This is a genomic window from Streptomyces sp. NPDC047061 (genome assembly GCF_040643955.1).
Taxonomy (GTDB): domain Bacteria; phylum Actinomycetota; class Actinomycetes; order Streptomycetales; family Streptomycetaceae; genus Streptomyces.
On record NZ_JBEYVI010000002.1, the window covers coordinates 32,003 to 45,781 of the forward strand.

The 13,779-nt window shown below is 71.0% G+C and carries 10 protein-coding genes; 1 reads left to right on the forward strand and 9 read right to left on the reverse strand.

Features of this window, described 5'->3' with window-relative positions; genetic code table 11:
- Positions 1–10 precede the first annotated feature (10 nt).
- From pstB to ABZ887_RS03575, 9 genes are all read right to left on the reverse strand, one after another.
- Positions 11–832 (reverse strand): phosphate ABC transporter ATP-binding protein PstB, encoded by an 822-nt coding sequence (gene pstB, locus ABZ887_RS03535; RefSeq protein ID WP_361283335.1) that lies wholly within the window; start codon positions 830–832, stop codon positions 11–13.
- A 122-nt stretch (positions 833–954) separates the two neighbouring features.
- Positions 955–1,869: a sortase gene (locus ABZ887_RS03540; RefSeq protein WP_361282502.1), complete on the reverse strand. Its 915-nt coding sequence runs from the start codon at positions 1,867–1,869 to the stop codon at positions 955–957.
- Positions 1,870–1,946: 77 nt separating this feature from the next.
- On the reverse strand, positions 1,947–3,944 hold the full coding sequence (locus ABZ887_RS03545) for an Ig-like domain repeat protein (RefSeq protein WP_361282504.1): 1,998 nt from the start codon (positions 3,942–3,944) through the stop codon (positions 1,947–1,949).
- A 173-nt stretch (positions 3,945–4,117) separates the two neighbouring features.
- Positions 4,118–6,724 carry a hypothetical protein gene (locus tag ABZ887_RS03550; RefSeq protein ID WP_361282506.1) on the reverse strand — a complete coding sequence of 869 codons (2,607 nt, stop codon included), beginning with the start codon at positions 6,722–6,724 and terminating at the stop codon, positions 4,118–4,120.
- Entirely contained in the window at positions 6,721–8,409 is a 1,689-nt protein-coding gene (locus ABZ887_RS03555; RefSeq protein ID WP_361282508.1) for a substrate-binding domain-containing protein, read from the reverse strand. The genes ABZ887_RS03550 and ABZ887_RS03555 overlap by 4 nt, the downstream gene beginning before the upstream one ends.
- Positions 8,409–9,896, reverse strand: a complete 1,488-nt coding sequence (pstA, locus tag ABZ887_RS03560) for a phosphate ABC transporter permease PstA (RefSeq protein WP_361282510.1) — start codon at positions 9,894–9,896, stop codon at positions 8,409–8,411. The genes ABZ887_RS03555 and pstA overlap by 1 nt, the downstream gene beginning before the upstream one ends.
- A gap of 2 nt (positions 9,897–9,898) precedes the next feature.
- Positions 9,899–10,873 carry a phosphate ABC transporter permease subunit PstC gene (pstC, locus tag ABZ887_RS03565; RefSeq protein ID WP_361282512.1) on the reverse strand — a complete coding sequence of 325 codons (975 nt, stop codon included), beginning with the start codon at positions 10,871–10,873 and terminating at the stop codon, positions 9,899–9,901.
- 361 nt (positions 10,874–11,234) lie between these two features.
- Complete coding sequence (locus ABZ887_RS03570) at positions 11,235–11,897, reverse strand: hypothetical protein (protein WP_361282514.1); 663 nt, start codon at positions 11,895–11,897, stop codon at positions 11,235–11,237.
- Between the two features lie 173 nt (positions 11,898–12,070).
- Positions 12,071–12,607: a hypothetical protein gene (locus tag ABZ887_RS03575; protein WP_361282516.1), complete on the reverse strand. Its 537-nt coding sequence runs from the start codon at positions 12,605–12,607 to the stop codon at positions 12,071–12,073.
- 176 nt (positions 12,608–12,783) lie between these two features.
- Here ABZ887_RS03575 and ABZ887_RS03580 point away from each other — a divergent pair, with 176 nt between their 5' ends.
- Positions 12,784–13,758 (forward strand): cytochrome c oxidase assembly protein, encoded by a 975-nt coding sequence (locus ABZ887_RS03580; protein ID WP_361282518.1) that lies wholly within the window; start codon positions 12,784–12,786, stop codon positions 13,756–13,758.
- Positions 13,759–13,779 lie beyond the last annotated feature (21 nt).

Genomic DNA, 13,779 nt, shown 5'->3' on the forward strand with positions numbered 1-13,779 from the left:
ACCGCGGGGCTCAGCCGAACCGGCCCGCCACGTAGTCGGCCGTGCGCTGGTCCTGCGGGGAGTTGAAGACGGCCTCCGTGGCGCCGTGCTCGACGATGCCGCCGGGGGTGCCCTGCTCGGCCAGGAAGAACGCGCACTGCTGGGAGACGCGGGCCGCCTGCTGCATGTTGTGCGTGACGATGACGATCGTGACCTGGCCGGCCAGGTCCTGGATGGTCTCCTCGACGCGGCGGGTGGAGGTGGGGTCCAGGGCCGAGCACGGCTCGTCCATGAGCAGGACCCGGGGGCGGACCGCCAGGGCCCGCGCGATGCACAGGCGCTGCTGCTGGCCGCCGGAGAGGGCGCCGCCGGGCTGGCGGAGGCGGTCGCGGACCTCCTTCCACAGGCCGGCGCGGGTCAGGGACTCCTCGACCAGGACATCCTTCTCCCGGCGGTTCACCTTCGTGCCGGTCAGCTTCAGGCCCGCCACCACGTTGTCGTAGATCGACATCGCCGGGAACGGGTTCGGCTTCTGGAAGACCATGCCGATCCTGCGGCGGGCGTCGGTCAGCCGCCAGGACGGGTCGTAGATGTCCTCGCCCTCGAAGAGCACCTCGCCGCCGAACTGCGCGGAGGGGATCAGCTCGTGCATCCGGTTGAGGGTGCGCAGGAACGTCGACTTGCCGCAGCCGGACGGGCCGATCAGCGCGGTCACCTGGCCCGCGGGCATGGTCAGCGACACCTGGCTGAGCACCTGGTGGGAGCCGAACCAGGCGGAGACGGCGCGGGCGTCGAGGGTGGCGGGGGCGGGCCCGTCCACCACGGCGGCGGGAAGTACGGCGGTGTCGGTCATTTCGGCGGTCTCGGCGGTCACGGCAGTCTCGGTCGTCTCGGCAGTCTCGGTCGTTTCAGATGGCTCGGGTGCTTCGGTCACTTCGGTTGCCTGGGTTGCTTCAGTCACTTCACTCACCTCGGTCACAGCAGGTTCGGCAGCAGTTCGGTGGTCCGCGTCGCGACCTGGAGGCCGAGCACCGCGACGACCGGGGCGAAGACGATCCACGTCTGGTGGCGGCCCCAGCGGTGCCAGGTCCAGACGGCGGCCACGGCGGTGAGCAGCAGCGCCTGCAGCCACATCACCAGCGGCCACGGCACGCCGGAGGGGCGGGCCAGCGGCTCCTCGGAGCTCGGCAGGGTGCCGGCCCGGATCACGGCCGACGGGGTCTGGAACGTGTCGGAGACCAGGTCGGCGTCGACGCGCAGCACGCCCGAGGGCATGAACTTCGGGCCCGTCGCGGTGATGAGGACGATCCGGCTCTTGCCCGAGGCCAGCGCCGTCGGCGCCGGGTCGCCGGCCCGCCGTACGTCGATGACCTGGAACTTCGCCTTGCCCTGGCCGGTGGTGACGGAGAACGTGTCACCGGTGGCGAGCTGGGAGAGCTTGCCGAACGGGCCGCCGTACGCGGCCGCCCGGCCCATCAGCACGCTGGTGCCGGCCTGGCCGGGCATCGGGGTGTCCCGGCGGTGCCCGGGGCCGTCGGTCGTCACGGAGGAGTCGGTGCCCTCCAGGACGACCTGGCTCAGACCCAGCTTCGGTATGTCGATGAGCGCGACCGGCGTGCCGGGCGCCAGCAGCTTGCCGTCCTGCCCGGTCTGCGCCACCGGGGCGGTGCCGAGGGCGAGTTGCTCGCGCAGCTGGTCGAAGTCGGCGTGCTGGGCCGAGTGTTCCTGGGCGGTGCTGAACACCAGCAGCTGGGCGGTGATGCCGAGCAGCAGGGCGGCGAGGCTGAGCAGTCCACCGCGCGAGAGGTGGCGGACGAAGGTGAGGCTGCGGACGGGCCTGCGGGGCACGGCCGGAGCCAGAGCTTTCGGTGTCGGTACGGCGACGGTCATGGCGGCCCGCCTCCTTCGAGGAATGAGTGAGGGGCCGCCGGGAGCCGTACGAGGCTCCCGGCGGGCCCGTCAGACGGTCACTTGGAGGTGATGGTGAAGTTGGCGCCGGTCTTCGAGTTCACGGTCGAGGAACCGACGTAGAAGGCGTGCAGGGTGTGCTTGCCCTTGGCCAGCTTCGGCAGGGTGACGACGACCTTGCCGCTGCTCAGGGTGCCGGTCGCGATGACCTTGGTGCCCTGGTAGATGCGGACGGTGCCGGTCGGCGTGGTGCCGGTCGCGGTGACCTTGACGGTGACCTTGGCCTTGGCGGTGTGGCTCACCGAGGTCGGGGCGGAGGTGGAGACCGACGCCGTCGCCTTGGTGATCTTCAGGGAGACGGTCGTCGAGGACGCGTTCAGGCTGGAGCTGCCCGCGTAGGAGACCGACAGGGAGTGGGTGGCGACCTTGAGGTGGTTCGACAGGCCGATGGTGACCTTGCCGGACGAGTCCAGGGTGCCGGTGCCGAGGACGGTGGTGCCGTCCTTGACGGTGACCTTGCCGGTCGGCTTCACGCTGTGCGTGTCGGTGACCGTGACGGAGACCTTCGGGGTCTTGCCGTACGCGGTGGTGGCGGTGGTGGCCACCGTCTTGCTCGCGTACTTGACCGCGCCGGTCCAGGTGGCGTCTGCTCCGGCGCCGACGATGTTGTAGCCGGTGACCGTGGCGGTGTAGGTGCCGGTGGCGAGACCGGGGAAGGAGTACGTCGTGGTGGTGGCCGCGACGTCCTTGGTGGCGACGACCGCGCCGTCCGCGTCGGTCAGCGTCACCCGGTAGTCGGTCAGCGGCAGCGGGGTGGCGGCCGGGGCGGTCCAGGACAGCTTCAGGCTGGCGTCGCCCACGGTGGTCTTCAGGGTGGGCGCCGCCGGCACCGTGTTGGCGGAGGAGAGGCCCTCCAGGCCACCCTGCAGGGCGTGCTTGGCCTGCAGGTTGATGGAGCCGTTGTACGCCTCGTTGACGAAGCCGAAGGACGAGATGACCTTCTCGGCGCTGTCCGACGCCAGCTCGGCGGTGTGGCTGCCGCTGGTGACGAAGACGTCGTACAGGTCCTTGTCGAAGAAGACGCTGGTCGGGTCGATCGCGCGGCTCGGGACGACGTTGTAGACGTCACGGCCGAACGTCGAGTTCTCGTAGTAGGCCTGGACCGGCGCCAGCTTGCCGTTCACCGTGGTGACCGGGCTGGTGGGACCGTCGTCGCCGGGCAGCGTGATGGAGGCCAGGTGACCGCCGGCCGCGGCCGCGGCCTTGCTGTAGTCGGGGGAGACACCGTTGTTCTGGGCGATCCAGGAACCGACGGAGAACGGGACGAGCGCGCCGTCCTCGGTGAGGGCCGCGTTGGCCTGGTTCTCCTGGACGACCTGGACGTTCGCCCCGAGCGGCGTGCTGGACATGCCGATCGCCGCGAGGAAGAACTTGCGGGTGCCCGAGCCGTCCTGCGGGATCTTCGGGTGCAGGGTCTGGCCGTTCAGCTCGGTGAGCGAACCGGAGTAGATCTCGAACAGCTGCTGCTTGGTCAGCGAGTCCAGGGCCGAGCCCTTGACCGCGACACCGACCGCGTCCCGGGCCATCGGGACGTAGGTGAGCGCGGAACCGATGGTGGACGGGCCGCCGGAGGAGCGGGCGAAGTCGACCTGGCCCTTGATGACGGTACCGGTGCCGGCCGGGAACTTGTCGCCGGTCAGCGACGCGGACAGCGCCTTCTGGCCGTTGCCGGAGCCGTTCGGGCGGGTGAACGCCGTACCGCCGGAACGGGTGACGATGGTGGACGTGGTGGAGCCGGTGCCGGGCTCGATCGCGTCGTACGAGGCGATACCGGCGCCGTCCGCCGACTTCACGGCGGTGGCGGAGTAGCTGGTGCCGTTGACGGTGTCGCCGGCCAGGGCGTTGACCACGTCCTGGGTGGTGTCCGAGCCCACGCCGACCAGCTGGCGGAAGGTGCCCGCGGGGGTGGGGTCGGCGAGCGCCGGGGTGGCGAGGGCCAGACCGCCGGCCACCACGGCCGCGGCGACGAACGCCGCCGAGGAGCGCATTCTGCGCATCGAGAGTCTCCTGACAAGTGCTAGCTGGGGTGTTGCCAGAGGGATCTGGCAGGGTGGTACGGGCCGTCCGCCCCGACTGCCTTTCGGGGCGGGCGGCCGTCTGTGGGGGAGCACTGGGCTCCGTGGGGCTTTCAACGCCCCTGAGGGAAGGCGCCCCTTAGGGGCGCGGGGCCTTATCCATTTGCGGCTCCGCCGCGTGGGCGCGACCAGCCCCGACGCACCCGCAGCCGGCGTACTGCCGCCGTCACGGAAGCAATCGACAGCTGCCGGCCACCGGCAAAGGGCGCGCCCACTCCGGCGACCGCCCCGAGCGCGGCCCCCGCCGGAACGGCGTAACGCAGCGGATTGGCCGGGTCGGCCGGCGTGTTGCCGGCCGCGGTCGTCTCCAGCGCCTTGCCGCCGTCGAACGACGCCGACGCACTCGGCGAGGCGCTGGCGTCACCGCTCCCGGTCCCCGTGCCGCCGACGGCGCCCGTGCCTCCGGTGTCACCTCCGGTGCCGGGCGCGCCACCGCCGGAGGTGTCCGTGCCGCCGCCGTCGGCCGAACCGTCGTCGGCGGGGCTCGGGCCCGTGTAGTGGACCAGTGCGTCGGCCGCCTTGACGGCCTGTGCGCGCAGCTTCTCGGAGAGCGGGGCGTAGCCGACGGGCAGCTTGCCCGGGTCGGATCCGGAGGTCTGACCGGCGGCCGCCGCGTAGCGCAGCAGGGCCGCGTAGTCCTGGCGGGCCGCCTTGGTCACCTTGCCGGGGCGTACCGCCGCGTAGACCAGCTGGGCCAGCGGGTAGGCGTCCTTCGCCGTGGCGTTCGCCGGGGTGATCTCGGCGACTCCGGAGCCGGTGGCGGTCGCGGCGGCCGCGGCCAGGCTCGCCGCGGTCGGGGCGACGAACTTGCCCGCGCTGTTCTCCAGTTCGGCGGTCTGCAGCCCGTAGCGGGCGGCGGAGGCCGCGTCGGTCACCGTGATCACGAAGCGCGAGCCGACCGTCTGCGGACCGACGCTCTTGTACGCCGGCGGGCTGGCCAGCGGGTCCCAGCTGGACTTCCAGAGCGTGTCCGCGCGCCGGGTGTGCAGGGCGCCGGCGTGCATGTCGTCCACGTAGGGGTGGAAGTCGGTCATGCACTGCTTCTTGTCGTCGGGCGCGCCCGAGTTGGGCGGGACCGTGCACCAGGGGTCGTTCTTCGGGTACTCGTCGGTGTTCGACGGGTCGAAGGCGGCGCCTGAGGGGTTCAGGTCCGCGTTGGTGCTGTAGTACGGGTTGACCCGCATCCCGTCGTCGTCGGGGACACCGGCGAGGAACTGCCGGGCGTCCTTGTTGGCGACGATCCACTGCCAGAGCGCGCGGGCAGTGTCGGTGTGGCCCAGCGAGGTCATCAGGTCGGTGTCGGTGGCCGGCGTCTCGGCGACCGAGAGATTGGCGAACTCGGGGTTCAGCGCGATGAACTCGGGGTCGGAGGCTAGACCCGCCGGGTTGTTCTTCGCCCAGCCGTAGCCCTTGGCCACGCCGCTGTTGAGCACCGAACCCCAGGTCGAGTTGCGGTACGACTCGGTCAGCAGCTTGGCGAGCAGACGGGGATTGAGCTTGATCGACTCGACCTTGGTGCCCGCGAGTTTCTGGACGCTGTCCGGCGCCGTGGACTTGGGTCTGCGTTCGATCGTGAACCCGATGACGGCCCCGCTCAGCGCGACGGGTGCGTAGGTCGTCGTACCCGATGGTGCGGTGGTCCCCTGGTCGACGCCGAGTTTGCGGGTGGTGAAGGCGAGGCCGGTGGAGCCGTCCGAGATGAGCCGGGCCCGCGTGTTGGGCTCGCCGTACTCCGTGTAGCTGTAGACCTTGCCCTCCGAGCACAGCGTGGCCTGCCAGCTGGTCATCGCGTCGGCCACCAGCTCGCTGCCCGTGGTCGGGCGTTCGTCGGAGCCGAGGGCGCAGTTGGTGCCCACGCTGTTGAAGTCCAGCTTGACGGCGACGCGGTTCTTCCAGTTGGTCGAGGAGACCGGGGAGCCCGCGTTGACGTGGCTCTGGTCCGCGTACGGTTTGCCGTCCAGGTCGAGACGGCCCTGCGGGACGATCACCAGCCAGCAGGAGCGGGGCTTGGTGACTCCGTCGGTGGTGACGGGCGTGCCGCAGCCGAGGTGGGGTGCCTCGTTGGCGGTCTGGACCTCGAAGTACTCCTGGCCCTTGCCGTCGGCGCTGGTGCGGGCGAAGTCGACCTCGTTGGTCGTGTTGTAGTTGAAGAGCGGGTTGTTCTGGGTGTTTCTGGTGATCGTGGTGCCGTCCACCGACTTGAAGGGGACCTCGCCGGGGGCGTTCGGGTTGGCGGCGCCGTACCGGTCGTCCTGGCCGTAGTTGGTGGGGTCGGCGCTGTAGAAGATCTGTCGGGTGTCGTCCGTCCCGTTGCCCGGCCAGCCGCCGCGGTCCGTGGTGGGGGAGGCGCCGAACTGGCACTGGGTGCGCGACGGGCCGGGGTTGGACGGGACCGTGCCGTCGTCGTCGCCCCAGCACTGCATGATCTGCACGAAGTCGGTGTTGAACTGCGAGCCCGCGAAGGTGGTCGGCGTGCCGCCGGTCCAGGTCACCGAGATGGCCTGGCTGGTCAGGTGCGTGGTCTGGCTGACCGTGAACTTCATGTCCTTGAACTCACCGCGCCCGGACACTGTCACGGCGGATCCGGCGCTGCTCGCCGCCGTGGCGGACGGAGCCGCCTGCGCCACGGCGAGACCGGCAAGGGCGCCGATGGTGGCGCCGGCGAGGAGCCGGACGAGGGCGTTTCTGATCCGACGTCTCATCGGGTACTCCCGTCGTCCGAGGGGCCGTTGCCCTTGCCGCTGCCCTTGTTGCCCACCAGCCGGGAGACCAGCGAGGGCAGCAGGAGCAGGCCGAAGACCAGGACCGCGGCCAGCAGCATCAGCGTCTGGGTTCCGGTCCAGCCGTGCGCGGTGGCCACTGCGACCGGCTGGGCGAGGGCGACGGTGCCACCGGCGGTGGTCCCGCCGGCGCCGGAGCCGCCCGCAGCGGTGCCGTCCGGGGAGATGGTCTGCCCGGTGTCGGGGTCGACCGACGGCTGGGCGCTGGATCCTCCGGAGGAGCCGCCGCTGTCGGTGCCGCTGCCGGTCGCGCCGCCGCTACCGGTGCCGCCGCTGCCGCCGGAGGTGCCGCCGCCGTTGTTGCCGGAGCTGGTCTTGGTGCCGCCGGTGCCCGTGGTGCAGGGCGCGGCGCCCTTCTTGTCGCAGGCCGCGGGGTAGGGCGCGGTCTGGGCGAGCCGGTTCTGGCCGGTGGTGGTGAAGGTCGGGTTGTTGCAGTTCTTGATGTTGATGTTCTGCGCCTGCACGCCCGGGATCCGGCGGATCTGGTCGAAGCCCGCCTGGACGAGGTTGATGGGCAGCGGCGAGTAGCCGAGTTTTGGCGCCTGTTGCTGGCCCTGGCACATGAAGTAGTAGGAGAAGGCGCCGAGCGTCTTGCCCTTCTCCTTGGTGAAGGTGCCCTGCACCTTCAGCGGCAGGATCATGTACGAGTAGCTGGACAGCGGGTAGTTGCGCTTGTCGGCGTCGTTGTAGACGCCGTCGAGCTGCTGGGTGAGGTAGTCCGCCGAGTTCTTGTTGGTGTTGATCTTCGCCTTGAGGAGCGAGACCGCCACGTTCGACGGGGTCGGCTCGGTGTAGTAGCCCGCGTGGTTCAGCACCTTCGCGACGGGATACCGCGCGTTGATGGCGTACGAGTAGTTGACGTAACCGATCGCGCCTTCGCCGTAGTTCTGGGCGACGTAACCGGCGACGCCGAGGTCACCGGACTGGGCGATCATGCCGGAGACGGTGGGGTAGTACGAGGTCTGACCACAGGAACCGGACCGGCCGACCTTCGCGCAGTACGCGTTCCACAGCGACTTGTGCTGGTTCGCCATCCACATCGTGAACTGGGCGGTGGAACCGGAGCCGTCCGATCGGACCACCGGGACGACGGTGCGGTGCGGCAGCTGGATGCCCGGGTTGTCGGCCTTGATCGCCTTGTCGTCCCAGGTCTTGATGACCCCGGTGAAGATCTTGGTGACCACGTCGCCGGAGAGGCGGAGGTTGTTGACCCGCTTGCCGTTGACGGTGAGGTGGTACATGAACACCGTGCCGCCGGCCACGATCGGCATGTAGGCGTACGACCCGGAGGCCGGGCGCTCGGCCGCGCTGCCGTCGGTGGGGTTCGTCTGGAACGGGATGTCGGAGACGGCGAAGTCGACGGTGCCGGAGAGGAACTGGCGGCGGCCGTCGGAGGAACCGGTGCCGGCGTAGCTGATGCGCATGCCGTACTGGTTGACTGCGCGACGCCATTCGTCGACGGCGTTCTCGGCCCACGTGGACCCGGCGCCGGCGATGGGCGTGTAGCTGTCGGCGACGGCCGGGGTGCCGGCGATGGTGCCGAGGATGCCTATGAGTGCGGCCAGGATGCCCAGCCGTCGGAGGGCGTTGATGACTTGGCTGGACATCAGTGACTGTCTCCTGTAGCGGGGTCTGTGTTCTTCCCGTCCGCACGGGTTCCGCCATCGGCGGGTGAGTCGTTCGGGGGTGTCTGTTCGCCGTCGGCGGCTGCGGGTGCGTTGTCTTCGGGGGACTGCTCGCCGTTGTCGGCTGCCGGTGCGTCGGGGCTGGTCGCGCTCCGCGGCGGAGCCGCTGACTGCTGCAGCCCCGCGCCCCTGGGTTCGTTGCTCTCACCGGAGTCGAGACGGTCGCCGGTCTCGAACAGCTCCAGGCCCGGCGTGTGGAGCTCGGCGAATCTCGTGGTGTCCCGGCGGGAAGCTCGCACCGCTCGCCTCGCCTGGCGCTTGTTCTGGTGGCCGGGGCCGCGGCCGCCGATCACCCGGGCGATGACGAAGAGGACCAGGACCAGCGCCATCAGGACCGCCGCCGCGCCGAAGCCGCGCGCGATCATCGTGGGCTCGGGGGACTTGACGAAGTTGAAGACGGCCAGCGGGAGTGAGACCATCGGGCCGCTCGTCGGGTCGCCGTTGAGCGCCGCCGTGAAGCCCGCCGTGAGCAGGACCGGGGAGGTCTCGCCGATGCCGCGGGCCGTGCCGAGGATGACGGCGGTGGCGAGACCCGAGCGGGCCGTCGGCAGCACCACGTGCCAGACCGTCCGCCAGCGCGGGGCGCCGAGGGCCTCGGACGCCTCCGTGAGGGTGCCGGGGACCAGGCGCAGCACGACGTCCGCCGCGCGGATCACGATCGGCAGCATCATCACGCTGATCGCGAAGCCCGCCGCCAGGCCCGACTTCTGCATGCCGAGGTTGAGGATCCAGACGGCGTACACCATCAGACCGGCGACGATCGACGGCAGCGCGGTCATCGCCTCGACGATCGTGCGGACGAAGCGGGAGAAGCGGCCGGGGATCTGGTTGAGGTACACCGCGCAGGCCAGGCCCAGCGGGACCGTGATCGTCAGCGCGATCGCGATCATGATGAGCGTGCCGAGCATGGCGTGCGCGATGCCGCCGTGCGTCAGCGGGTCGAGCGGGCCCGCCGCCTGCATGTCCTGGGTGAAGAAGTTGGCGTGCGGCAGGGCCTCCCGGCCGCGCCACGCGGTGAAGCCGACGACCAGGGAGAGCGCGGCGAACATCAGCCCGCCCGCGGTCCACAGGACGACGGTCATCACCCGGTCCCGTACGGCCTGCCCGTCCTCCTCAAGTCCTGTCAACACCGCGTAGATACCTAGGAAAGAGAGGTATGCGGTGATGAAGAACCCCAGTGCGCCGGAGAACGGCGCGAGTTCGCCGAAGAGCAGGACGGCGACGCACAGTCCGGAGGCGGCGGCGCCGAACACCGACAGCACACCGGAGCGGGTGACCCCGCCGATCCGGCGCGGCACGTCGGGCGACGCGGCGACGGCGGGCTCCGTGGAAGCGCTCGGGGCGGCGTCCTGCGGGGCGTCCTGCGGGGCGTCCTGGGGAGCGCCCTTCTCAAGGTCTACGACGGTCATCGTCACGCCTCGCTCTGTGCGCCGGACCGTGACCGGGCCACGATCGAGGAGGCGGTGAAGTTGACCGCCAGGGTGAGCAGGAACAGCGCCAGGCCCGCGGCCATCAGCGCCGACATGCCGAAGGTGGAGGCATCGCCGTAGTGCAGGGCGATGAGCGAGGAGACGGAGTTCGAGCCGGTCTGCAGGATGTGCGGCTGGATGGTGAAGACCGGGGAGATGATCAGGTAGACCGCGATGGTCTCGCCGAGCGCCCGGCCCAGGCCCAGCATGGTGCCGCCGATGATCCCGCCCATGCCGTACGGCAGCACGACCGCGCGGATCATGCCCCAGCGGGTGGCGCCGAGCGCGTAGGCACCCTCCCGTTCACCGGCCGGCGCCTGCGCGAACACCTCGCGCATCACCGAGCACTGGATCGGCGCGACCATCAGGGCCACGACGATGCCGGCCACGAAGGTGGAGGCGGTGTAGACGCTCTGGGAGGCGAGCGGCTCGCCCGGCTGGGTGCCGTCGACGTGCAGGAACGGGATCCACCCGAACCAGTCCGACAGCCACCGGGACAGCCCGATCACATGCTGCTGGAGGAAGAAGAGGCCCCACAGGCCGTAGACCACGGACGGCACGGCGGCCATCAGGTCGACCATGGAGACCAGCGTGCGGCGCAGCGGGCGGGGCGCGACGTCCGAGATGAACAGGGCGGTCCCGAGGGCCAGCGGCACGCTGATCGTGACGGCCACGGCGGCGATGAGCAGGGTGCCGGTGAGGACGGCCGCGATGCCGAAGCGGTGGACGTCCGGCTGCCATTGGGCAGTGGTGAGGAAGTCCCAGATCCCTCTGGTGCGCAGCGCCTGTCCGGCCCGGAGCAGCAGGAACAGCCCTACGGCAGCCATGATGGCGAGGACGATGACGCCGGAGGCCGTCAACTGGACCCGGAAGATCCGGTCCCCGAGCCCCCGGGCGGCCGACAGCTGCCTGGGCACGGGTCTTTCGGATTCCGCCCCGGCGGAACCCTTGAGCGCGGACACCACGGTGCCCCCCCTATACGAAGCGATACTCCCCACGCGGCTCCGAATCGGGGTGCCGCGCCCGAGAGTCAATGGCCGGTTCCTTGCGCACCAACGCGTCGAACATGGAGAACAGGTGAACTGTCCATGCCATTTCGGTGGGGGAGATGTGGGTGGCTGTGTACTGGAGGGTCAGGCGGGACCAGTTCCACTAGGCGCCCCCGCCGCTCACATGGCGTGCGGGCAGGGCGAGTTCGGTCAGATCGCGCGCCCTCGGCCTGGGGGCGGGGAGGTCGGGCCGGCCTGTGGCCGGATGTGAACGGGCGGCGGGCGGGGTTCAGCCGCGGCCGGCGCGGTCCAGGGCGCTCTTGACGGCCTGCTCGTCCTGCCCCAGCAGCGCCTTCTCCAGACTGTGGTCGTCGTGCCGGGAGAACCGCTCGCCCTCGGCGACGTCCTCCTGGCTCAGCACGCGTCCGCACCACTCGCCCTGGTCGCCGGTGTGGTCGTCGAAGGGCACGGCCCCGCCCTCGCCGAGGACCACCCAGCCGCCCTCGTGCCAGCGCAGGGCGAGCAGATAGGTGTGGCCGGCCTGGAGACGGGGCGCGTCGGACGCCATCTCGGCGACGCGGGTGCCGGAGGACCGGTAGACCTCCCAGCCGGGGGCCACCATGTCGAAGCCGGCGCCGAGCGCGTGCCGGGGCGAGCTGCGCGACCAGAGCCTGCTCTCCGTCCGGAAGCTCACCAGCCGGTCCATCGCGTAGGCCACGGCCCCCTTGGCGTAGGTCCGCCGGTTCGTCTCCCGCTCCCCGGTCGGACTGGCGACGACGACGTGGTCGGCGTACGACACCCAGTCCTTCGCGGTCTGCGACGGATACGGGTCCCCCGACGTCCCGCACCCCGCCACCGACTCCAGCCCCGGCCTGCCGACCAGCACCCCGGCGACGATCCCGGCGGCGGCCAGCAGCGCGGCGACGGGCCGCGTCCGCAGGCGCCGGGGCATGACGAATCGTTCCCCCATGATGAAAAGCCCCCGTGATCTCTGCGTCCCCTGTGCGGCGGCGGAGAAGGTGGTCAAGATCCTCAGGCCGCGGTGATCACCTTAAGCACGGTCGAACGAAAGCGAACAAGGATCACCGCGGCCCGGCACAGAACTGTGACGCGGCGGCGGACGGCTCAGCAGCCCTCGGCGACCGGGGAGAACTCCAGCCGGGCGCGGTCGTCCGCGGCCCGGGCGTCGCCGTAGACCGAGCGGCCGACCTCGTACCAGACGTCGTCCCGCCGCTTGTCGCCGTTCACGTCGTCCAGCTCCACGCACCACTTCTCGGTGCGGACGGTCTTCCGGTACGTCTCGGTGCCGCTGCGGACCTTGGCGCAGGACCGGTACCGCTCGGTCGTGTACCAGGTACGGGTCGTGCGCCGACTGCCGGTTCCGCTGCTGGAGGTGTGCCGGACCCGGCGCGTCGCGGTGGAGCACTTCCTGACCAGGTGGGGCCGGGTGGCCCGGACGGTCCTCGCCGCGACGTGCCGGACGGAGTCCTTCAGTCCGTGGACGGTGTCGTCGGAGGCGGAGCCGGTACCGGTGGCGCCGGCTCCCGTCCCCGTCCCGCTGCTGTCCTGTTCGTAGCCGATGCCGTCGTCGACTCCGTTCCCGTTCCCGCCCCCGGAACACGCACCGAGCGTGCCGATCAGAATCGCGATGGCTCCGCTCATTATGAGCCGCTTTCCGAACATGGATCCCCCACTTTTGTGACCTGCACCGATCACCGTCCGGCGATCCCGCCGATTCTGCCCGAGCCCCGATGCCGGGCCGGGGCAGGTCGGGTATACCGTCGCGCCGTGGACCTGACCTGACCCGTTTCGTCCCCGATCGAAGGAGGGTGTGCCGGATGGCCGAGCTGACCGTGGGCCGGCTGCTGACGTCGTGGCAGCTGGACCTGCCGGCGCTGCTGCTGGTCCTGGCCCTGGGCGGGCTGTACGGCTGGGGCGTGCTGCGGGTGCGCGGCGGGGGCGGGTCCTGGTCGTCGGCCCGGGCCGCCGTCTTCGCGGTGCTGGGCCTGGGCACGCTGGTCGTCGCGACGATGTCGGGCCTGGCCGTCTACGACCATGTGCTGTTCTGGCCCGCGGCCGTGCAGAACATCCTGCTCGACCTGGTGGCCCCGCTCGGCCTGGCCCTGGGCGACCCGCTGCGGCTGGCGGTGGCGGCGCTGCCGGCGGGCGCCGCGGCGCGGGTCCGCCGTGCGGTGACCGGCCGCCTGGTCCGGCTCCTGACCTTCCCCCTGGTCAGCACGGCCCTCGTGCTCGCCACCGAGCTGACGGTCTACTTCACCCCGTACTTCGCCACCGCGCTGCGCGTGGGCTGGCTGCACGAGCTGATGTACCTGCACCTGCTGCTGGCGGGCAGCCTCTTCGTCGTACCGGTCCTGACCCGCGAGGAGACCCTGCCGGCCTGGTGCACCCATCCGGTACGGGCGGCCCTGGTCTTCCTGGACGGCGTGATCGACGCCGTCCCGGGACTCGTCGTCATGACGCACGGCACGCTGATCGCCGGCGCGTGGTACCTGCACCACCACCCGTCCTGGGCCCCCGACGTCCGGTACGACCAGCAGATCGGCGGCGGCGCGATGCTGGGCATCGCCGAACTGGTCGCGCTGCCGTTCCTGCTGGCGATCCTGTTCCAGTGGGCCCGCACGGAACGCGTCCAGACGGCGGCCCTCGACCGCCACCTGGACGAACAGCTCGCGACGGTCCCGGCCCCGGCCACCTCTGCCCCCGCCCCCGCCGCCGACCGGGTCCGCCCCTGGTGGGAGACGGAGGAGAACGAGGTAGCCGCAAGAATCCGCCGCCAACACGGCGAGCAGTGACCGGGTGATCGGCGGCGCACC